Origin of the sequence: Paraburkholderia sp. GAS33 (genome assembly GCF_050436645.1) — a bacterium.
GTDB lineage: Bacteria > Pseudomonadota > Gammaproteobacteria > Burkholderiales > Burkholderiaceae > Paraburkholderia > Paraburkholderia phenazinium_B.
Genome location: NZ_JBNDMP010000012.1, coordinates 36,551 through 60,742, shown reverse-complemented (window position 1 = coordinate 60,742; position 24,192 = coordinate 36,551). Strand labels below are relative to the sequence as shown.

Annotated in this window: 6 protein-coding genes; all 6 read left to right on the top strand. The window is 62.3% G+C overall.

What is annotated here, in order from left to right; genetic code table 11:
- Positions 1 to 201: 201 nt before the first annotated feature.
- Positions 202 to 2,370 (top strand): TonB-dependent siderophore receptor, encoded by a 2,169-nt coding sequence (locus P3T24_RS29820; RefSeq protein ID WP_429440243.1) that lies wholly within the window; start codon positions 202 to 204, stop codon positions 2,368 to 2,370.
- A gap of 378 nt (positions 2,371 to 2,748) precedes the next feature.
- Complete coding sequence (locus P3T24_RS29815; protein ID WP_429440241.1) at positions 2,749 to 4,179, top strand: peptide synthetase; 1,431 nt, start codon at positions 2,749 to 2,751, stop codon at positions 4,177 to 4,179.
- Between the two features lie 216 nt (positions 4,180 to 4,395).
- The gene (locus P3T24_RS29810; protein WP_429440403.1) at positions 4,396 to 5,259 is read left to right on the top strand and encodes a YqcI/YcgG family protein; all 864 of its coding nucleotides are present in this window, start codon (positions 4,396 to 4,398) and stop codon (positions 5,257 to 5,259) included.
- Positions 5,260 to 5,375: 116 nt separating this feature from the next.
- Complete coding sequence (locus P3T24_RS29805; protein ID WP_429440239.1) at positions 5,376 to 13,931, top strand: amino acid adenylation domain-containing protein; 8,556 nt, start codon at positions 5,376 to 5,378, stop codon at positions 13,929 to 13,931.
- 8 nt (positions 13,932 to 13,939) lie between these two features.
- Complete coding sequence (locus P3T24_RS29800; RefSeq protein WP_429440237.1) at positions 13,940 to 21,979, top strand: amino acid adenylation domain-containing protein; 8,040 nt, start codon at positions 13,940 to 13,942, stop codon at positions 21,977 to 21,979.
- A 76-nt stretch (positions 21,980 to 22,055) separates the two neighbouring features.
- Positions 22,056 to 23,705, top strand: a complete 1,650-nt coding sequence (locus P3T24_RS29795; protein ID WP_429440236.1) for a cyclic peptide export ABC transporter — start codon at positions 22,056 to 22,058, stop codon at positions 23,703 to 23,705.
- The last annotated feature ends 487 nt before the right edge of the window (positions 23,706 to 24,192 follow it).

Here is a 24,192-nt window from a genome sequence, read left to right as displayed (position 1 = left end):
GGCGCATAGCGCGTCCGCGTGAGGCATCCGCTGCGCGAGAGTGGTCTATTGCTGTTCGCGGTGCTGGGGAAAGTGCAAAGCCGCGATTCACTTTCGCTACGAATACATCATCCTGACATGCCTCGTTAGTTGTCCTTTTCAAAGGACCAGACGGGTGTGTGTCTTCACGCCGAGAATTTGCCAGCCACGATGAAAACAACCATGGACCATAGCCGTAGTAAGCGGCGAGCCAAAGCTCGCTTGTTCCAGTCCCGGCTGACGCCGGTGGCGATTTCGCTGATTGCGATGTGGGCCGGGCACGCCCGGGCGCAATCGACGCCAGCAAGCACGACAGGCGACAGCAGTGTGCTGCCGGCCGTTACGGTGACGAGCGACAGCGATGCCACCACCGAGGACAGCGGCTCCTACCGGGCCCGCAACGCGACGGTCGCGGGCGGTGTAGCACAACCGCTTCAGGAAATTCCGGCTTCGGTCTCGGTGGTAACGCGTCAGCGCATGGACGACCAGAACATGACGCAGATTCAGGACGCGCTGCTCTATGTTACGGGCGTCGAAGCGTTGAATTACGGCGATGGCACGGCCTATTACAGGTCGCGCGGCAATTACCTTGGTGTCGAGTTCGACGGCGTGTCGGTTGTCAGCGGGTTGCAGTATCAGACCCAGTTCGATCTGGCCATGTACGACCGCATCGAAGTGTTCCGCGGTCCGGAAGGTGTGATGACGGGTGCAGCCGATCCGACCGATGCCGGCGGTACGGTCAACCTCGTGCGCAAACGTCCGCAGAACACGTTCCATCTGGAAACCGAGACGCAGATCGACTCGTTCGGCGCTGTGCGCCAGATGGTCGACGTGACCGGGCCGCTCAACAAGGACGGCTCGTTGCGTGGCCGCGCGGTGATTGTGGGCAGCGATGGACTGCAATCGGTCGACGGCGTGCGCGAAAAAAAGTTCATGGTGTACGGCGCGCTCGACTACGACTTCAATCCGCGCACGACGCTGTCGTTGTCGGCGGCCTATGAGGTCAATCCGGTGTCGGGCTTCGACTATGGTATCGGCGAAACGGCCTCCGGCACGCGGCTGCCGAGTTCGTACTCGCAAAACTTCAGCCCGAGCTGGAATTACAGCTATACGTCGCTGGCGGAAACCAATCTCAACCTGACGCACCGCTTCGAGAACGACTGGCAGTCGTCGACCACGGTCTTCTATCGCCATGAACTGCAGTCGACAAATTACGCCTATTCCGGCCCGGGCGTCACCGACGACGGCCTCTCGGCCTACGGCGATCAGCGGCAGCGCATTACCTACGACTGGTTCGGCGCCGATACCCATGTGTCGGGCCCGATCAATCTGTTCGGCCAGACTCATACGCTGACCGTCGGGGCAAACTACTCGCTGCAGAACGAGACTACGAAGTCCGGCTTTGTCTCCCTCACGGGGCCATTCGCTGACGGCGATTACAACGTCTTCGATGCGGACTCGGTGCCGAGCGTCAACGTGCCGTTCACGTATGGTTCCAACATCCGGACCGAGGAATACGGGGTCTACGCACAGGCCAGGATTCATCTCGCCAAGCCGCTGACACTCGTGCTCGGTGCGCGCGAAACGTTCTTCAATGAAGAGTCGCAGACCATCTTGCCGAGCGTATCCGACTGGAGCACGGAAGCGCGGATGAATGGCAAGTTCCTGCCGTCGGCGGCGCTCGTCTATGACATCGTTCCGTGGTTGAGCGCATACGTCAGCTATTCGAAGATTTTCGAGCCGCAGACGGCGACCACTTATACGGGTGCGGCGTTGCCTCCAGCAACAGGTGACCAGTACGAAACCGGCCTGAAAGGCACGTTCCTGAACGGACGCCTTGGTGCGACGGCCGCTCTGTTCCGCATCAACACCAACAACGTCGCGATCACGGACCCCGACAATCCGACGGGTTCGATCGCCGGCGGCGCGGCGCGTGACCAGGGCTTCGAGTTCGAAGTCACCGGGGAGCCGCTGCCGAACTGGAATGTGTATGCGGGCTACACCCTGCTGAACGAAAGCTTTACGAACCAGACGGCCAATTACTCGGACGGCACGGACCCGAAACATCTGTTCAAGCTGTGGACGAGCTACCGCCTCTCGCAAGGACTCCTGAATGGCGTGACGGTGGGCGGCGGGATGCTGGCTCAAAGCGAGATTACCCGTGGTGTAGAGCAGGGCGGCTATGCGATCTTCAATGCGCAGGTGGGCTATCGCATCAACAAGCACGTGGATACCTCGCTGACGCTGAACAACATGTTCAATCGCGAGTACTACGTGCGTCCGCCCGGAACGTACTTTAGCCAGTTCGGGGACCGGCGCAACCTGATGTTGACGGTGCGCACGGATTTCTAACGTGGCAAATCGAGGCATGCGCGGGAATTCCTTCGCGCATGCGGCTGCATGAAATGCGCGGCTCCGCTTTACGGCGCGGCCGCGTGCTGGTCTCTGGACCTCACGCACAGCGCCGCGCGTTCGTAGCACTTGTGGAAACGTGCCGCCTCGGAGCCAGCTTGACCTGAAAGAACTTGACAAGACTGGGCATCATGTCTAATTTTGTATAAATGATAATCATTCGTATTTGTATTTAGCATGTCGAGCCGGCGGTGTGTCTGCCGGGTTTGTCGCGTTTGCCGCATTTGTTATCCGCCAGCCATTCGTGAGGTGTGCTGTGCATGCTATGCCGACGCTCTCGTGCAGCGCACTCCCGAGTCACTCACAGGAAATATCGCCATGACGCAAGCTACGCCGTTGCTATTCGACTTTGCGCCGTTCGCCGGCAAAAGCGAACAGTACGTAGAGCTGATCAAGCAGTTCGCCGCCGCCCAATCGTTTCGCAGCGCCACCGTCGATGAGTTGCTACTCGATGACGACTACCACCGGCGTCCGTTGCGCCCCGAAGACTTCGAGTTCCTCAAGTTCGCCAAGCCGGTCCGTCAACATAACGTGAGCCGTCTGCCGTCGCTGGCTGCAAACCGTACGCTGCTGTCGATCTATGAACTGGGCATCGCGCGCCTGCCGCGCAGCGCCGAGGCAGCGGAGTGGCAACATTTCAGCGAGTTCTATCGTGACGATGTCCAGGTGCGTGGCGCACAACTCGCGCCGTTCCTCGAGTCGTATGCATTCGAATACCTCGCTCAGGACCAGGGCATCGAAATGGATGCCGCCGCGGCGGCGGGACGCCTTGCGCGGATTGTCGACGACGAAACCGCATTCTGGAGCGCGTCCGTCGAGCGCCTGATGCGCAACGATTATCTCGAGGAAGGGCTGCGCTTCATCATGGTCCAGCGCTGGGCGCTGGCGCCGTCGAAGCGCCGCGCGTTGGCGAAGGCTGCCGCAAGCGGCCTGTTCGATATGCTCCCTGCCGAGTTTCGTCCGACGCTCGAAGGCGATCCTCCTGACGACGCTTTGTTGCAACGTGTAGCCGGTGCGTGTGCCGTCACGCGCCAGCAACATGCGTACTGGCAGTTCTACCTGCCCACCAGCATGGCGAAGTGCAATCTGCTGTACGCGCTGGGACGCCGGCCGGATCGCGCGTTCGCACTCGTCGGCGCCGCCTTCGCGGCGCAAGCCGAGTGGCTCGCTTTCGGTCTCGCACTCGAGCGCGCTTGTGCGCATCTGCAGCCTGCCGGACGCCGTCGCAGCGACGCAGCTGAGCGCAAGACCGAACTGGTGGCGTGCTTCACACAGGCGTTGCAGGGCATCGAGCGCCAGTTCGGCGCCGCTGCCTTCACGCAGGCTGTGCAAGGCGTCGCGGCTGCCGAGCGTCTCGCCGAGCGGGCCCGTTGGGATCTTGGCGAACAACTGCTGTGGCTTTCGTCGATTCGCCGTTACGTCGATTTCGCGCATCGCATCAGCACGCGTATCGATGCGGAATGCCCTGGCATCGACCGTGAGACCTTCGTCGAGCCGCATGAGATGTGTTCGACCACGCACGTTCACAACGACCATCGTCTCGTGACCATTCAGGATGGCGAAATGCTTTTCTGGGGCAACGTCGGCATGCAGCTCAAGATGAACGAGGGCGACATGGTGCTGATCCCCGATGGACGCCTGCATGGCTCGACCGTCGTCTCCGGCGAGTGCACCTATCACCAGCCGATCATCCCCGACGATTGGGTGCAAGCGCTGGTCGCCGAACTGGACGCGAAGGCCGAGGCCTGAGCATCGCGCGCGGGCACTTGCGGTTCTTTTGTGGCCGTATCGTTGCCGAGCGCCGTGAACACCGGAAAGCCTGGGACAAGGGCGCCGGTTCCCCCGCAAACCGATATCGCAGTTGACGCACGTCCGCGAGGGCGTGTGCCGGCCCGCTCGCCACTGCGCGATGCAGATGTGTGACGACAAAGGACATTGAAGATGCGCTCAAACGAGGGAACCGTGATGGATGCCGTGCAGTTCGCCGAACCGCCTGCGCCAAACCCACACGAAGACGCGCTGCCCAGCGAAGGATTCGATCCCGGCGACTGGAAAAGCCGGATCATCGCAGGACGCGCGACTGGCGCGGCAGCGAATCCGCCCGCATGGCTGGATGCGTCGTATGGCACGATGTGCGGGCATGTGATGGACCCAGCGTATCCGTGCTTCTTCGGCACGATGGCCGAGAAACGCGGCGAAATGTTCTATTCGTATGTGAACGGCAAGGACATTCGCGATTTGCCCGCAACGATGCAAACGTTCGCCGAGCTCGTCTCGCTGCCGCAATATCGCAAGAACAACATTGCAGTGTTCTTCGAACCCGATCGCGAGCCGCTTACGCACGCGGCGTATCACGACTTGTTCTGGAGCATTCTGCAGCACCTGCACGACGTTGACCCCCATCCGCATGCCGATGCCCAGCCGGACCCGTCGCACGAAGACTGGGAGTTTTCGTTTGCCGGCGTGGAGACCTTCGTGGTTTGCGCGTGCCCGTCGTTCCGGCAGAGACATAGTCGCAATCTTGGACCCGGCATGGTGCTGCTGTTTCAGCCACGCAGCGTGTTCGTCGACACCATTACCAACAAGGTGATCGGGCGTGAGGCGCGCAATCAGGTGCGCAAACGCATCGAAACTTGGGACACGATTCCCGCACACCCCGACCTCGGCTTTTACGGCGACCCAGGCAATCTGGAATGGAAGCAGTACTTCCTCGACGACACCAACCTGCCCGCCGACGATCGTTGTCCATTTCTCAAGCGTCAACGCGAGAAGGCTGCAGCCCACGCGCTTGTCGATGCGGCATGGCGCCGAACATCGGCGCCCGACTGAGACCGAGCACGAACGCGAACGCCGTGAGCGTCGTGAACGCGGCGAAGATTGAGCGAGTGGGTGACGCATTGCCCGAATCGCCGCAACGGGCGCGGCCTGCCACACGAGATGGTGAAATGACTGAGAACATGATCGAACGCTTGCGCGCATTGAGCGTATCGCGCGCGACCGGCACCGCGCTGGTGACGCTGGATGCCAGCGGTGAGAAGCGCTATGACTATGCGGGGCTGGACCGGCGCGCACGGGCAATTGGCGCAGTCTTGCACGGGGTGGATGGCGAGGCGGATGCGGAAGCAGCCCATATGTCACCGCGTGCGCTTCTGTTGATGGATAGCGGTGTCGATTACGTAGCAGCGTTTTTCGGCTGCCTCTACGCAGGCGTTATCGCAGTGCCGGCTTATCCGCCCGAGTCGTTGCGCGGACAACATCTCTCGCGCCTCGAGTCGATCGCCGCAGATGCGGGAGCTAGCTTCATCCTGACGACTGCTGCGCTTGCCGGCAAACTTCGCGATGCGTTTGAGAAGATCGCACCACGCGCTGAAATCATAATGGTGGACACGCTCGATCTGGGCAGCGACGCATCGAGTTCCTTCGAGCCGCATCGCGCCGTGTCGTCCGACGTTGCATTTCTGCAGTACACCTCAGGTTCGACATCGGCACCCAAGGGTGTGATGGTTACACATGGCAGTTTGTGGGCCAATGAACTGGCCATCCGAGAAGGCCTTGGTGTTCGCGAGAACGACGTCTTTGTGAGTTGGCTGCCGCTGTATCACGACATGGGTCTGATTGGAACGCTGTCGCAGCCTGTGTTTAGCGGGATTCCACTGGTGCTGATGTCGCCGCAGTATTTTCTCGAGCGGCCGGTGAGATGGCTCGAAGCAATCGCGCGTCATCGCGGCACGATCTCGGGTGGTCCTGACTTCGCGTACCGGTTGTGCGCCGATCGCGTCAGCGAAGAGCAGCGTGCTGCTTTAGATCTGTCCTCGTGGCGGCTCGCATTCTCTGGCTCGGAGCCGGTTCGAAAGGCCACTCTGGGGGTTTTTGCTGAACGCTTCGCTGGTGTCGGGTTCGATCCGCATGCGTTGTTTCCGTGTTATGGACTGGCTGAGGCTACCCTCTATGTCAGCGGCATCGCGCCGGGGAGTGGTGCTCGTGCGCCGTCATTTTCTGCGACTGGATTCGCAGCCGGTCGTGCCGAAGGCGAAGGTGACGAGGATGGCGATGGCATACCCATCGTTTCATGCGGCAAGCCTGTGAGCGGCCACGCGTTGGCGATCGTCGATAGCGAGAGTGGCCTTGAGCTGGGTGCGGGGCAGATTGGCGAGATTCTCGTGCGAGGTCCGAGCGTGGCGGCTGGCTATTGGCGTCGGCCCGAGGACAGCGCTCGTACGTTCGTCGAGCGCGACGGCGCACGTTGGCTGCACACTGGCGACCTGGGCTTTCTGCACGAGGGCGAACTCTACGTCGCCGGGCGGATCAAGGATCTGCTGATCGTGCGTGGTCGCAATGTGTATCCACACGATCTTGAGCTCGCGATCGAGCGCGAGGTCGAACTGGTGCGTCGTGGTCGCGTCGCGGCGTTTGCAGTTGAGATCGATGGTCAGGAAGGCATTGGCATCGCTGCGGAAGTCTCGCGCAACATGCAGAAGCTCGCGCCGGCGGAGGCGATTTCGGCTGCGCTGAGCGAAGCAGTCGCACTTGCTTGCGGTGAACCGGCGGGTGTCGTTGTGTTGCTGAATCCAGGTGGGTTGCCGAAGACGTCGAGCGGTAAGGTACAGCGAGCGGCCTGTGTGCGCGGTTGGCAGCAGCGTTCGCTCGACGCCTATGCTTATTTTGAGCAGGGACGTCGGGTTGAAGCGAATGCCTTGCGTGATGGTGGCGCTACTGTGGCCGAGTCTGCATTGTTAGCGCCGCTGGCCGGATTTGAACAGGAGCTTGCCGCGCTGTGGCGTGATGCATTGAGCTTGTCGCAGGAGCGCCCTGCTCGCGAAGACAGCTTCTTTGCACTCGGCGGCAGCTCGCTCGCGGCGGTGCAACTGGCTGCTTCTGCGCGGGCGCGCTGGGCGATCGATTACACGCCGCGCGATGTCTTTGGTGCGCCCGTTTTCAGGGACGCTGCTGCACTAATCGAGCAGAGGAGCGCGCAAGGAGCGGTGTCGCCGGAGTTGGTGGTAGCGCGTCTCTCTGACGACCAGCGGACGCAGACGCGCGCCTCCGATGCCCAACGAGGCCTCTGGTTGACGTGGCACCATGACCCCGCGAGTGCCGCTTACAACATGAGCGGCGAGTTGCATTTAACAGGTGAACTGGATCTGGGCGCCCTGCAGCGTGCGTTTGACGACGTGGTACGACGCCATGAAATCCTGCGCGCCCATTTCACGCTTGGCGACGACGGTGAGCCCGTGCAGGTCATCGAGGGCGACATGCGCGTGCTGTTACCCGTGACGCGGCTTGAAACCGGCTGGCCTGCCGCACAACGTGAGGCTACGCTCGATGCACTGGTCGAGCAGGTGGCCCGACAGCCCTTCGATCTCGAACACGGGCCGCTATTGCGCGCTCACCTGGTCAGCATCGGTGGACGCGAGCATCGCCTGTTGCTTGCACTCCACCACATCATCGCAGATGGCGGGTCGGTGAACGTGTTGCTGACGTCGCTGGCGGACGCCTATCGTGCACAACGGGCCGGGCCGGTTTCAGCGGTGTCGAGCATCGAGCCTCAACTACAGCACGTGGATTATGTCGCGTGGGAGCGTGCCACGCTCGATTCCGCTGCGCTTGCGCGCCAGCTCGAGTACTGGCGTACTCAACTCGCTGCGGACGGGGATCCCGCTGCCGCAGCGCAACTCTTTGCACGACCGGCTTCAAGTGCTGCGATTTCAGTCGCAGATGTTACGAGCCTTGCCGGGCGTCAACGCAGTTTGACCTTCTCGCTTCCTGCCCGCACCGCAGCGACGCTAAAAGGCGTTGCCGCAACCCGGCACGCGTCGCTCTTCATGACGATGCTCGCAGTCCTGAATGTCACCCTGCAACGTCTGAGCGGCCGGGACGACATTCGCGTTGGCGCGCCGATGTCACTGCGCAAGCATCCCGAAGCGCAGTCGATGATTGGCTACTTCGTCAATCTGCAGGTAATGCGCACGCGCATGAACGCGCATCGCGATTTCGGCGCGCTCGTCGATGCCGTACGCGAAACCGTGCTGGCTGCGCAGGAACATCAGGATGTGCCATTCGATCGGCTCGTCAGCGCGCTGCTGCCGAACCGCGCAAGCGGGGCCGCGCTGTTCCAGGTCAAGCTGACCGAACAGCAGCCATTCGCCGAAGCCGCGTTCGCGCCACTCGACGCGCGGCTTCATGTGTTGTTGAATGACGCACCTCATTTCGACCTTGCACTTGATTTCACCCGCACCGGTGAAGCGATTGACTGCTTGCTCGCGTATGACGATACGGTGTTCGACACCGCGTTTGCTGAACGCTTTGCGGGCTTGTTTACTGAGTTGGCGGAGCGACTCGGCGGGGCGCCCGATACGCCTTTGGAGCGACATGTAGCGAGCTCAGTTACGGAGCTGATGCATTGCGGCGCGACTACCGGGCGACGCGCAAGCAACGTTCAGAACATCACCAATCCACAGGACGCGTACACTACGCAAGACGTGCTGGCGCTGTGGGATGCCAGCGTCGCACGTCACCCCGAACGCATCGCTCTTTACGACGGCAAGCGCAGTGTGACATTCGGTGCACTGGACGCCGCAGCAGAAGCGCTCGCGGCCCAACTTGACGTTCTCGGTGTAGGCGATGAAGCGCGCGTTGGCGTGCTGGCCAGCCGCTCGATCGAACAGGTGCTTGGCATGCTGGCGGCGTTGAAGGCCGGTGCAACCTGGGTGCCATTCGATCCGCAGATGCCGCCCGCACGGATCGCCACGCAGATCGCGGACAGCGGCGCAGTTGCGTTGCTCCATGCCGGCGCCTTGCCGGCGGCCCTGACTAGTATCGCGTCGAGCATCTCAACGCTCGCGCTGCAACACGACCTAACGGCTTCGTCAGCGTACCGAATCGCTTCGACCGAACCGGCATCACGTTCACGCCGCGCGCCACACGCAGACCGAGCGGCGTACATGATCTACACCTCAGGTTCGACGGGTGAACCGAAGGGCGTCGTCGTCACCCATGGTGGTCTCGCAAACTACGTGAACGGGATGCTCACGACATTGCAGGTCGACGCGGACGCGTCGTTTGCGATGGTGTCTACCCCTGCCGCCGATCTCGGCCATACGGTGCTATTTGGCGCGCTGTGCTCAGGACGCACGCTGCATCTGCTTGCACAGGACCTCGCATTCAACCCCGATGGATTCGCGCACTATATGGCCGAGCACCGGATCGGTGTACTGAAGATCGTGCCGAGCCACCTGGCCGCATTGCTGTCCGCAGCGCGTCCTCGCGATGTTCTGCCGACACAAGCGCTGATTGTCGGCGGCGAGGCGACGCCCGCCGCGTTGCTCGAACGTCTCAGTGCGCTCCAGCCGACCTGCCGAATCTTCAATCACTACGGGCCAACGGAAACGACGATTGGCATCGCGATGCACGCTCTCCCGAAAGCGTCGCAATCAGGCCGCGATTTGCCCTTGGGTGCGCCGCTGCCCAACGCCCACATCTACCTGCTCGATGATCGGATGGAGCCAGTGGCGCGAGGCGCTGAGGGTGAGTTGTACCTCGGTGGGCCGGGTGTCGCGCGCGGCTATTATGGCCGCGCTGGCCTCACGGCTGAACGCTTCGTGCCCGATCCGCTTGTGCCCGGTGCTCGCCTCTATCGCTCCGGCGATCGAGGACGTCGCGGCGCCGACGGCCTGCTCGAATACCTCGGTCGAGTGGACGATCAGGTGAAGATTCGCGGCTATCGCGTCGAACCGCGCGAGGTCGAGCGAGAGATCCTTCGCGTGGATGGCGTGCAAGATGCCGCGGTGCTGACATACGACGCGTCGTCGGGAAAACGCCTGGCGGCGTTTGTCGTGACGAGCCGCGCACTCGATGCCGTGATGGTCGACGCTGCCCGCGCGCTGCCCGACTACATGATGCCGGCAGATACCATCGTGCGCGATGCGCTGCCGCTGAACGCCAACGGCAAGCTCGACCGCGCCGCGCTGCAGGCGGTGCTCGACGAACATCGGCAAGTGCAGTCTGAGCTGACCGTGGGCCTTGATACCACTAACGTCGATGCACCTCGCACGGCAACCGAACTCACACTCGCGCAGATCTGGGCGGAAGCGCTCGGTATCGAACCGGGCCGGATCGGCCGGGGACAGAATTTCTTCGAAGTCGGCGGCGATTCGATTCTTGGCCTCAAGGTCGTTGCGAAAGCGCGTAAGGCTGGATTGTGGCTCACGCCGAAGCAGTTGTTCGAGCGGCGGACTCTGGCCGAACTTGCGCTTCACACGGAGTCGAAGGGTGGAGCGGCTAAGCAGGATGCTTATCGACCGCCTTCGATCAAGCGTCTGCCCGATACAGTGAGGGCGCGCACGGAAGCGTCCTTTGCGCAGCGGCGACAGTGGTTCTTATGGCAGCTTGATCCTGAGAGCAGTGCGTATCACGTGGCAGGTGGGCTGTGGCTGGGGGGCGAACTCAGCGCGGTTGCGTTGCGCAAGAGTCTTGAAGCGATCGTGACGCGTCATGAAGTGCTGCGTACGCGCTTCGTAGCAGACGAAGCAGGCAGGGTTGAACAACAGATAGATGCGCACGCTCAACTCGACTGGCGCGAAGCTACTTTGCCGGCCGCACAGATCGATACGGCAGCGCGCGCACTGGCGAGCGAGCCGTTCGATCTGGCAGCAGGTCCATTGTTGCGTGCTGCCCTGTACCGTAGCGAAGGCGAAGCGGGCCGCAGCCTGCTAGTGCTGACGCTGCATCACATCGTCTCGGACGGTTGGTCGATACAGGTGCTGCTGGAAGAACTGGTGGCGCATTATCGCGCAGCAGTACTGAGCGAACCGTTGACCGTACACGCGTTGCCCGTGCAATACGCGGACTACGCGGCATGGCAACGCGAGTGGCTCGAAGCAGGCGAGCAGGAAAAGCAGCTCGCTTACTGGCGCGATACGCTGGGCACGACGCATCCCGTGCTGGCATTACCGACGGACGCACCGCGCCAGGCGCACGCGTCGTACACGGCAGGCCGCCATGGCGTGACGCTGCCGCCCGAACTGGCGCAGGCGGTCCGCGAATGCGCGCAGCGCAGTTCGACGACACCGTTCATGGTGTTGCTAGCCGCGTTCCAGGCGCTGCTGCACCGCTACACAGGCGAGCGCGACATCCGCATAGGCGTTCCGGTCGCGAACCGCAACCGCGTCGAAACGGAGCCGCTGATCGGTTTCTTCGCGAACACGCAGGTGCTGCGCAGCCAGATCGACGGAGCGACCACATTAGGGACTCTGCTGACCCAGGTGCGCAACGCAGCCGAAGGCGCGCAAGCCCATCAGGAACTCCCGTTCGATGTCCTGGTGGACGCGCTGCGCCCCGAGCGCAGTCTGAGCCACAGCCCGTTGTTCCAGGTGATGTTCAATCATCAGCGACGCGACTGGCGTGTGCTGCAGCAACTGCCTGATCTAACCATCGAGCCTTACCGGCTTCCGGGCACGATGGCGCAGTTCGAGTTGATGCTCGATACGCGCGAAGAGGAAGACGGCACGCTGACGCTCGAATTCACCTACGCGCAGGAGTTGTTCCACGAGTCGACTGTGCAGCGTCTGACTCGCCATTACCAGCGGCTGCTCGAAGCGTTCTCGCGACACACCGACGGGCTAAACGAAACGGTCGACGCGATCGTGCTGGCCGACGACACGGAACGTTCCATCCTCGCAGACTGGAGCCGCAATTCGACTCGTTACGTGGGCTACGAGCCGGTGTTCCGTGCCTTCGAACATCATGCCACCGTACATCCGGACGCGGCCGCTTTGCTCTTTGGCGAGCAGGTCCTGAGTTATGGCGAACTGAACGCGCAAGCTAACCAGCTTGCGCGCTGGCTGCGTGCGCAGCGCGTTGGCGTCGAATCGCGTGTCGGTGTGGCAGCGCATCGCTCGCTGGAGATGGTCGTCGCGCTCTACGCCATCATGAAGGCTGGCGCGGCCTACGTGCCGCTCGATCCTTCGTGCCCGGCCGAGCGCCTCGCGTACATGATCGACGATAGCGGCATTCACCTGCTGCTGACCCACGGTGGCATAAAGTTGCCAGAGGTAGACGGCGTGCGCCGCGTCGAACTGGAATCGATCGACGCCGCTGCGTACGCAACATCCGATCTCAACGACATCCCGTTGCACGGCGCGAATCTCGCCTACGTGATCTATACGTCGGGTTCGACCGGCCGTCCGAAGGGTGTGGGCAACCGTCACGACGCGTTATGGAACCGTCTGGTCTGGATGCAGCAGACCTACGGCCTGAAACGTGGTGAAACGGTGCTGCAAAAGACACCGTTCAGCTTCGACGTCTCCGTTTGGGAATTCTTCTGGCCGCTGATGGTGGGGGCACGACTCGCTATCGCGGCGCCGGACGCGCATCGCGATCCTCAACGGCTGGCGGCAGCCATCCGCGATTACCGGGTGAGCACACTGCATTTCGTACCGTCGATGCTGCAGGCGTTCATCGCGAGCGGAGAGGCATCACGCTGCGGCGAGACGCTTGCGAGAATCGTATGCAGCGGCGAAGCGCTCCCGGCCGATCTGCAAGCAAAGGTCTCCGAAACAATGCCACAGGTGGTTTTGCACAACCTGTATGGGCCAACCGAAGCAGCGATCGATGTCACCGCGTGGACTTGCATCGCAGAAGCCGGGCGTCCGGTGCCGATCGGCCGGCCAATTGCGGCTACGCAAACCTGGGTGCTGGATGCGCGGATGCAGCCTGTGCCGCAGGGCGTGCCCGGTGAGTTATACCTTGGCGGCGCCGGACTGGCGCGTGGTTATCTGGGCCGGCCGGGGCTGACGGCGGAACGCTTCGTGCCGGACCCGCTTGGCGGTACGCCCGGCGCGCGCCTCTACCGTACCGGAGACCTGGTACGCTGGCGTGCCGATGGCGCGCTCGACTATCTGGGGCGGCTCGATCACCAGGTAAAGATCCGTGGCTTTCGCATCGAGTTGGGCGAGATCGAGGCGGCGTTGACTGCACAGACCGGTGTTCGCGAAGCCGTGGTTGTTGCGCACGATAGCCGACTGATTGCGTACGCCGTGGGCGAGTCGTTTGACGCCGCCGCGTTGCGTACACAACTCGCGCAGCGCCTGCCTGACTATATGGTGCCCTGGCGGATCATACCGCTCGCGGCGATGCCGCTGAATGCGAACGGCAAGGTGGACCGGCGCGCTTTGCCGCAGCCTTCTTCGGAGGCCGCGAACGAGCTGACCTGGGAGGCGCCGCGTGAGGGCGTCGAGGCGCAACTCGCGGCAATCTGGTCGACATTGTTAGGCGCTGCACGCGTCGGACGTCACGATGATTTCTTCACGCTGGGCGGCCATTCGCTGTTCGCGGTGCGTTTGAACGCGCGGATCGCGCTCGAACTGAACGCGAACCTGCCGCTCGCCACGTTGTTCGAAGCGGCGACGCTGCATGAGCAGGCGGCGGCTATCGATCGTACGCGTCAAGGTGAGAACAATGACGAGGCGCTGCGTGGTCTCGATCTCTTTATCGACACCCTTTGAGCAGATTCATGGAAAAAGACACCGCGCGACGCATTGCCGAGCGCTTCATCGAGTTGTCGCCGGACAAGCGTCGTCTGTTCTGGCAGAGGATGAACGAGCAGGGCGTAACGCCAGCGCAGTTACCGATTCTTGCGCGGGCGCGGGTGTCCGAACAAAAACTGCCGGTTTCATACGCGCAGCAGCGGCAATGGTTCTTGTGGCAGCTTGATCCTGAGAGCAGTGCGTATCACGTGGCAGGTGGGCTGTGGCTGGCCGGCGAGGTCGATGCGGTTGCGTTGCGCGCGAGTTTTGAGGCAATCGTGGCGCGTCATGAAGTGCTGCGCACACGCTTCGTAGCAGACGAAGCAGGCCGGGTCGAACAACAGATAGATGCGCATGCTCAGCTCGACTGGCGCGAAGTTGCTTTGCCGGCCACACAGATCGATACGGCAGCGCACGCACTGGCGAGCGAGCCGTTCGATCTGGCAGCAGGTCCATTGTTGCGTGCCGCCCTGTACCGCAGCGAAGGCGAAGCAGGCCGCAGCCTGCTGGTTCTGTCGCTGCATCACATCGTCTCGGACGGCTGGTCGATACAGGTTCTGCTGGAAGAACTGGTGGCGCATTACCGCGCAGCAGTACTGAGCGAACCGTTGACCGCACACGCGTTGCCCGTGCAATACGCAGACTACGCGGCTTGGCAACGCGAGTGGCTCGAAGCAGGCGAGCAGGAAAAGCAGCTCGCTTACTGGCGCGATACGCTGGGCCCGACGCATCCCGTGCTGGCATTACCGACGGACGCACCGCGCCAGGCGCACGCGTCGTACACGGCAGGCCGCCATGGCGTGACGCTGCCGCCCGAACTGGCGCAGGCCGTCCGCGAGCGCGCGCAGCGCAGTTCGACGACACCGTTCATGGTGTTGCTAGCCGCGTTCCAGGCGCTGCTGCACCGCTACACAGGCGAGCGCGACATCCGTGTAGGCGTTCCGGTCGCGAACCGCAACCGCGTCGAAACGGAGCCGCTGATCGGCTTCTTCGTCAATACGCAGGTGCTGCGCGCCGAGATCGCCGGCCGCGACACGCTAGGTGAACTGCTCGAGCGTACCCGGCAGGCGACGGTTGGCGCACAGGCGCACCAGGATTTACCGTTCGATGTACTGGTGGATGCGCTGCAGCCGGAGCGCAGTCTGAGCCATAACCCGCTGTTTCAGGTGATGTTCAGTCATCTGCACAGTGACTACCGGGTGCTCGACGCGCTGCCTGGGCTGACTGTCGAATGGTACGAACTGACCGACGGCGCTGCGGCTTTCGAACTAACGCTCAATATCGTCGAGGCCTCCGACGGAAATCTATCGGCACAACTGATTTATGCGAGAGATCTGTTCAATAAAGAGACGATCGAACGTTTCGGCCGTCACTATGTGAAGGTGCTGAGCGGGTTGGCAGAGGATCCCGCCCAGGCGCTCATAGACATTGAGTTATCAGATCCCGCGGAGTGCCAGCCATCGCAATTCCTGGCGCTCCGGGTTGACGTGGCCGCTGGCATGCCGCTAGTGCACCGGTCATTCGAAATGCATGTAGAGGCGCAGCCCGATGCAGTGGCCTTGCTGTGTGGCGACGTGCAACTCAGCTACAGCGAATTGAACGAGCGCGCCAACCGGCTCGCCGCACGTCTGATCCACGAGGGTGTTGGACCGGAGGTTCGGGTCGGCTTTGCAATAGCACGTTCGCCTGAGATGCTGGTTGCGCAGCTCGCGATCCTGAAAGCGCGCGGCGTCTATGTGCCGCTCGATCTGGCGTATCCGGCAGAGCGCCTCGCCTACATGATCGACCATAGCGGTATCGAGCTGCTGCTCGTGCAGACGCATCGGGCGTCCGTCGCGCACCTGCCTGTATCCGGCGCGGGACGGATGCTCGATCTCGATACCCTCGATGTCTCGAACGAACCTGCGGGGAATCCGCTGCTCACGCCGCATGCCGACAATCTCGCGTACGTCGTCTACACATCCGGCTCGACCGGGCGGCCGAAGGGCGTCGCGGTTGCACACGGAGCACTTGCGGCGCATTGCCATGCCATCGGGAAATGCTACGGCATGAGTGCCGCGGACCGCCTTCTGCATTTCGCTTCGGTCAGTTTCGACGCTGCCGCAGAGCAGTTCCTCGTGCCCTTGATGAACGGCGCGGCAATCGTGCTACGCGACGACGAGGTGTGGTCGGCGCAGCGGCTCGTCAACGAGATTCGCTCGAAGAACGTCTCAGTGCTCTATCTGCCGCCTGCGTATCTCGACGCGTTTGCCCGGGTCACGGAGACCGGCGCGGTGAGCCTGCGGGCCTGCATCGCGGGCGGCGAAGCATGGTCGAGAGCGGGCTTCGAGGCAGTGCGCACGCACCTGAATCCGCAGCGGATTTACAACGCCTACGGGCCATCGGAAACCGTGGTGACACCGACGCTCTGGCAGCCTGACGCCGACGCCCGGTTCGACAGCGCGTACGCACCGATTGGCCGGCCAGTCGGCGAGCGCAGCGCCTGGGTTCTCGACGCGCAGATGAACCGGGTACCGTCAGGTCTGCCAGGCGAGTTATATCTGGGTGGCACCGGTATAGCGCGCGGCTATCTGGGCCGGCCGGGACTGACGGCCGAACGCTTCGTGCCCGATCCGTTTTCCGCCGAGCCGGGCGCGCGGCTCTACAGGACCGGCGATCTGGTGCGCTGGCGCAGCGACGGCGAGCTGGAGTACATCGGACGCATCGATCATCAGGTCAAGGTGCGCGGTTTTCGTATCGAGTTGGGGGAAGTGGAAGCGCAATTGCGCGCCCAGCCTGGTGTGCGCGACGCCGTGGTGGACGCGCAGGAGGGGCCGGGCGGCACGCGGCTGGTGGGCTATGTGAGCGGGCTACCGGGCTACTCGCTGGATACGGCCACGCTGCGCGCGGGACTGGCCGCGACGCTGCCCGACTACATGGTGCCCAGCGTCGTGATGGTGCTCGACGCGTTGCCGCTCAACGCGAACGGCAAGGTGGACCGGCACGCATTGCCTACCCCCACGCAAGCATGTGTGCCGGCGAACGACGACGCTCCGCAGGGCACTGTCGAAGAGCGCCTGGCGGATATCTGGGCACAGTTTCTGCGGCGTGAGCGGATCGGGCGTCATGAGAATTTCTTCGAGCTGGGCGGCGATTCGATCATGGGACTGCAGATCGTTGCGCGTGCGCGTCAGGCCGGACTTCTTTTGACCGCCCGGCAGATCTTCGAACAGCAGACGATTGCGCAACTCGCGGCCTGCGCAGTCGCTCCAGACGAAGCGCTGCCGGACGACCGCAATGCATCCACCACAATAGATCCGCAAGCACCGGCTCCGTTGCTACCGATCCAGGCGCGTTTTTTTGCGGAGCCGCTGCCGGAACGTCATCATTGGAACCAGGCGGTGTTGCTGCGCCTCGATGAGGCCGTCGACACCGATCGTCTCGAACAGGCATTGCACGCTGTCGTCGCACATCATGATTCGTTGCGTCTGCGCTTCGTGCCGTGCGAGCCGGCGCAATCGGACGGCTTTAGCTGGCGTCAGCAATACGCGCCCGTGGAGTCAGCGCCCATGCTGCAGGTTGAGAGCAGCGTGCGTACATCCGCCATCGAGACACTCTGCGACGCCGCACAGCGCACGCTTGATCTGACACGCGGGCCGCTGTTGCGAGCAATTGCCATGCGTATCGAGGACGGCAGTTGGCGTCTGTTCATCGCGATCCATCACCTCGTCATCGATACCGTGTCGTGGCGCATCCTGCTCGATGATCTGCGGCGCGCTTACACGCAACTGGTTGCGGGCGAGGCAGTGTCGTTGCCTGCGCGTACCACCTCGTATCAGGCGTTCGCCCGCCAGTTGCAGCACGCTGCACGTCAGCCGGAGATTGAACGATACAGCGCCTGGTGGCAGGCGCTGGACGATGTTCCGGCCGCGCTGCCCGCGGGTTCGATAAGCGATAGTGGCGGCGTCGGGCCACAATCCTTTGCTCCAGTCAGCTCCACCGTGGGCTTCGACGCTGCCACGACGGGCCGCCTGCTGCGCGATGCGTCAGTGGCCTATCGAACCCAGCTCGCCGATCTGTTGCTACTGGCAAGCGGTCGTGCCTTGTGTCGCTTCGCCAAACGGGACGTGTTGCGTATCGATCTCGAAGGACATGGCCGCGAGACGCATTTCGGCGCGGCAGACCTGAGCCGCACCACGGGCTGGTTCACGGCGGTCTATCCATTCCGGCTCGAGCCTAGTGGCGAGATCGGCGCTGCGTTAAAGCGCGTGAAGGAAGCGCGGCGTGAAGTACCGCACGGCGGAATGAGCTTCGGTATGCTTAAATATCTGGGAACTCCAGAACAACGTGCGGCGCTATCGGAAGTCGGTCATGCAGAGGTGCTGTTCAACTACCTCGGCCAGTTCGACGGCACGCTCGCTGGCGACGGTGACTGGCAACTGGCGAGCGAAGGCACCGGCCATACGCACGACGAACGCAGTGGCAGTACGCACGCGCTCGAAATCACAGGCCAGGTGCACGGTGGCGAGTTGTCGTTGACGCTACTGCACGCACGTGGTGACCGTTACGATGCGAGCACGCTCGACACGCTCGCGGAAGATATTCGTCGTGAACTGCTGGCGGTGCTCGCGCATTGTGAAAGCGGTGCGTGCGGCTTGACGCCATCGGACGTTCCGATCGCCATGCTCGATCAGGCGCAGCTTGACAACTTACCGGTGCCCGCCGGCGAAATCGCGGACCTGTATCCGCTGGCGCCCATGCAGACGGGCATTGTGTTTCACAGTCTGCTGGGGCAGCAGTCCGGCGCGTATGTGAACCAGTTGCGTGTCGACATCGAACGACTTGACTGCGTGCGCTTTCAGGGAGCGTGGGAATCGGCTGCTGCGCGCCATGACATTCTGCGCACTGGCTTTCTTTCGTTTGAGGATGCGCCTCGCCAGTGGGTGGCGCGCCACATCGAGCTACCGTTCTTCATCGAAGACTGGCGCGATGCGCAAGAGCCGGAGCTTGCAACGCGGCTGGATGCCTATGCGGTCGCGCAGGTCGAGAGCGGTTTCGATCTGGGCCGTCCACCGTTGTGGCGCGTGACGCTGATCCGTACGGCCGCATCGCGTTATCACTTCGTCTGGACCTTTCATCACGCGCTGCTCGATGGCTGGAGTGCCGCGCAATTGCTCGCGGAAGTTCTGGGTGAGTATGAAGGCCGCAAGCAGGTTGGGCCGCCCGGACGTTATCGCGAGTTCATCGCCTGGCTGCAGTCCCGCGATCAGGATGCAAGTGAGGCGTGGTGGCGAGCGCAGACCGGCCGCCTAGACGGTTCGACGTTGCTGGCTAGCGCGTTGCCGAAGCCAGAGGCCGTGGACGCTGCGGCCGCAGCGTCCAGCCGGGCCGATTCACCCGAGTCGACCAGCACCATACGCGCGGAGTCACATGCTTCAACGTTGCGGATCTGGGATGCCGAGCGCACCGCGCAGCTAAGCGCTTTCGCGAAAGCACAGCACGTAACGCTGAACACTTTGGTGCAGGCGGCCTGGCTTCTGTTGCTTCAGCGTTACACGGGGCAGCGCACGGTAAGCTTCGGGGCGACCGTCGCCGGCCGCCCCGAAGCGTTGGCCAGTGCGCACCGCACCCTAGGTCTGTTCATCAATACGATCCCAGTGATCGCCGCGCCGCAACCTTCGGTGAGCGTCGGTGCATGGCTCGAACAGATTCAGCAGCACGGCGTAGCGGCGCGCGAACACGAGCACGTCGCGCTGTACGACATCCAGCGCTGGGCGAAACTGGAAGGCGGGCAAGCGTTGTTCGACAGCATCGTCGTGTTCGAGAACTATCCGGTCGACGAGATCCTTGAAGCGGCGACACCGCGTGAGTTGCAGTTCTCCGGGCTGCGTAGCGAGGATCGCACGAGTTATCCGCTGACACTGTCGGTTACCCATGGACGACACGCACAACATAGCGGCGCGCAACGGGACGGCGAGACTTTGCGGATCGAATTCGCCTACACTTGTAGCGCTTTCGATGCGTCGCACGTCGAACATCTGGCGTCGCACCTGGTAGCGCTAATCGACGCGTTCGTTGCGAATCCGGCGGCTCCGCTCGGTGCGCTGGCAATGTTGCCTGATGCCGAATTCGCGCAATTGCGGCAATGGGGAGCGGGCAGCGGGCTTGAGCAGGCGCCGCTGGTGCACGAACGCATCAGCCGTCAGGCAGCCATGCGGGGCGCCGGGCAGGCGCTTATGCTCGACGGCGAATCGCTCGACTATGCGACGCTCGAACGCCGAGCCAACCGTCTCGCGCATCGTCTGCGCGCGGCCGGCGTCGGGGCGGAATCGCGTGTCGGCATTGCGATTGAGCGCTCGTTCGAGATGATCATCGCGGTGCTTGCCGTGCTGAAGGCGAGCGGCGCTTATGTGCCGCTCGATCCGTCCTACCCGGCCGAGCGGCTCGCGTTCATGATCGAGGATAGCGGGATCAAGCTGGCACTGACTGGCGGGGCGTCCACTGACGCTCCCGCAGAGCTTGGCGTAGCCAGCATCGACGTGCAGCAGGCGTCGGCGCTGGCGGGCGCTGGTCTTGAGGATGAGGAGATGGATCGCGCTCCTGCGTGCACCGTCTCACGCGACAACCTTGCCTACGTGATCTATACCTCAGGCTCGACCGGCCGCCCGAAAGGCGTCGGGATTACGCATGGTGCGCTTGCTCAGCATACCCAGGTATCGATCGATCTGTTCGGTGTCACTTCGAGCGACCGCGTCCTGCAGTTCTCTACGTTCAATTTCGATGGCTTTGTCGAACAGGTGTTTGCGACGCTGAGCGCAGGCGCTGCATTGGTCCTGCGTGGACCGCAGCTATGGAGCGGCGAGCGCTTTCTCGATGAGGTCGAACAACAATGCATCACGGTTGCCGATCTCACCACTGCCTACTGGAACGCACTGGCCCAGGACTTCACCGGTAATCCGCGTGCGCGTGTCGCTTGTGCGAGCCTGCGCAGGGTGCATGCCGGGGGCGAGGCGATGCCGGCTGACGGCGTGCTCGCCTGGCGCACGTCGGGCCTCGCACACGTTGAGCTCGCGAACACCTATGGGCCGAGTGAGGCTACGGTCACGGCGAGCGCATTCGATTGCTCGCCCTATCTGCGCACAGGCGTTGAGATCCCGCCGCATATTTCGATTGGGGGTCCGCTCGACGGCCGTTCGCTGCAGGTCCTTGATGTACAGCTTAATCCCGTGCCGGTCGGCGTGGCCGGCGAGTTGTGCATCGGCGGCACGCTGCTGGCGCGTGGCTACCATGGACGCCCAGGCTTGACGGCGGAACGTTTCATCGCCGATCCTCATGCGGCGTCCCCTGGTGGCCGGTTGTATCGAACTGGCGATGTGGTGCGCTGGAACGCTCGTGGCACGCTCGACTATCTGGGCCGTATCGATCATCAGGTGAAGGTGCGCGGCTTCCGTATCGAACTCGGCGAGATCGAATCGGCGCTATTGTGTCAGCGTGAAGTGCGCGAGGCAGTGGCGGTGGTGCGCGAAGGCGCGGGCGGCGCGCGCGTGCTGGCCTATGTCGCAGCGGTGCCGGGCGCGCAACTCGATGTTCGCGCGTTACGCGCTGGCCTCGCTGCTACGCTGCCGGACTACATGGTGCCGTCAGCGGTGATCGTGCTCGACGCGTTGCCGCTGAACCCGAATGGCAAGATCGACCGGCTCGCGCTGCCCATGCCCGGTTCGCATGAGCTGATGCAGGCAGACGCGGAACCGGCCGACCCGCCACAAGGCCAGCTTGAAGAGGCGCTTGCCGCGATCTGGGCCAGTGTCCTCGAGGTACAGCAGGTACGCCGTAGCGATCGCTTCTTCGAACTCGGCGGCCACTCGCTGGCGGCGATGCAGGTGCAGTCGGCAATCCGGCGTACGTTAGGCATCGAAGCGCAATTGGCGGATCTGATGAACAATCAGCCGCTGTATCACCTCGCGCAGACGCTCGCGTCCGCGAACCGGGTGGCGCAGGACGATGATGCAATGGCGGCTGAAATGCAGGACATTCTCGCGGAGCTATGACGGTGGCCTCGCATCTGACTGGCAACGCATTGACCGATACGCTGGACGTTTTCAACTACTTCAAAACAAGGTTTTCATGTCCCTGCTACTGACCCTGGTCCGGCAATCCCGCTGGATTCTGCTGCTCGCGCTGATAACGAGTATTGTTGGCGGTCTGAGCAATGCCGCGCTCATCGCGATCATCAATCAGGCGCTCGGCGCTTCGGCCGACCAGTTGTCGGAGCTTGGCTGGCGCTTTCTGCTGCTGGCGCTCGCCGTGCTCGTCACGCGAACGCTGTCGCAGACCTTCTTCGTGCGGCTCGGCCAGGCAACCAAAGCGGCGCTACGCATGAGGACGATCCGCAGCGTTACTGAGGCTTCCTATCAGAACCTCGAACGCCAGGGCGGCGCAAAGGCGTTGACGGTACTGACGCAGGATCTCGACACTATCGTCGTGTTCTTCCTGAGCGTGCCGACACTCGCGATGAACACTTCGATCGTGCTGGGCTGTCTCGCGTATCTGGGCTATCTGTCGTGGCAAATCCTGCTGTTTGCGCTGGTTACGATCCTGATCGGATCGCTGGGATTTCATCTGGCCAATACACGTGCCATGTTTCATCTGCGCAGTTCGCGTCAGCGGGAAGATGATCTGGTGGGCGACTTCCGGTCGCTCTTCGATGGGGCAAAAGAACTCAAACTACATCGCCGCCGCAGACAAGCGTTCGTCGACGACTCGCTCGCTACGAGTGTCGAGGCGGTGCGCGTGCAGCGCACGCGCGGCTATGTGCTGTACACGGCTGCCGCGAGCTGGGGCAGCATGATTTTCCTCGCCTTCATCGGCTGCGTGCTGTTTCTGCTGACACGCATCTATCCGGTGCAAGGACATGTGCTGTCGGGCTACGTGGTGATCTTCCTCTACATGAGCACGGCAATCGAGAGCCTGCTGTCGTCGATTCCCTCGCTGGGTTCGGCGAAGGTGGCGCTAGAACGTGTCGACAAGGTGAACCGCGACCTTCCTCGTGAGAACGTGCTGCCCGCAGAATCGGCTCACGTGTTCGATAGCATCGCGCTGAAGGGTGTCACGCACCGCTATTTCCGCGAGAAAGAAAACGAGGTGTTCACGCTTGGGCCGGTTAGCCTGGCGTTCAAACCGGGCGAGCTGGTGTACCTGATTGGCGGCAACGGCAGCGGCAAGACGACGCTTGCGAAGATGCTGGTGGGCCTCTATGCGCCGGAAGGCGGTGAAATCTTGCTGAATGGCCAGGCGGTCGGCGAGTCCGAGCGCGATATCTACCGTCAGCATTTTTCGGTCGTTTTCAACGACTTCTTCCTGTTCGACCAGTTGCATGGCCTGCATCTGGAGGGGCTGGACGCTCATGCACAGGAGCTGCTCGAACTGCTGCATCTGGAGCATAAGGTGACGATTCGCGACGGCAAGCTGTCGACGATCAATCTGTCGCAGGGGCAGCGCAAACGTCTCGCGCTAATGGTTGCGTATCTCGAGGACCGTCCGTTCTATGTGTTCGACGAGTGGGCCGCAGATCAGGATCCGACCTTCAAGGATGTGTTTTATCGCCGCCTGCTGCCGGATCTCAAGGCCAAAGGCAAAACCGTTCTGGTGATCACCCATGACGATCGCTACTTTGGACTCGCGGATCGCTATATCAAGCTCGATTACGGCCAGGTTGTGGAGGAAGGCGTTGGCGCTGATCTCGTGCATCAGCCGGTAAGGTCGGCGGTGGAGTGAGATCGCGGGGCCAGCAGAAGGCCGGACAACGGCGCTGCTGGCTACGTGGGCTCACTGATCGATGTAAGAATATAGTTGTATTACGAGTCGATGTTTTTCTTTATGATGTTAAGCGTATGCGGAATCGCCACATTCGGGTTTTCCTTACGTTTATAAAATATTAAAATTAAAACAAATAGTTACGTCATTTCTCCCTAAGCGGCGACATCTGCTGCTCATCTCAAGTTGCTTGACATCATTGCCTGTGGTTCGGTATGTTCGCTTACGGATTGTTTCTGGGACAGTAAAGTTGTCAGAGCGCAGATCGGCCAAATATCCCAAATAACAGGATTTTAGTGAATTAATGCGTTCAATTTGGTGCGGTTGTCAGTCAAATGTCGCGCCGTGGACGTCGCTCGAAGCGACGACCCGGCCACCGGCTCAGTGCGACTTCAACCCACGCTTTGAACGCTAGCGCCCGTCCGCACGAACACAAGCTCACAAGCAA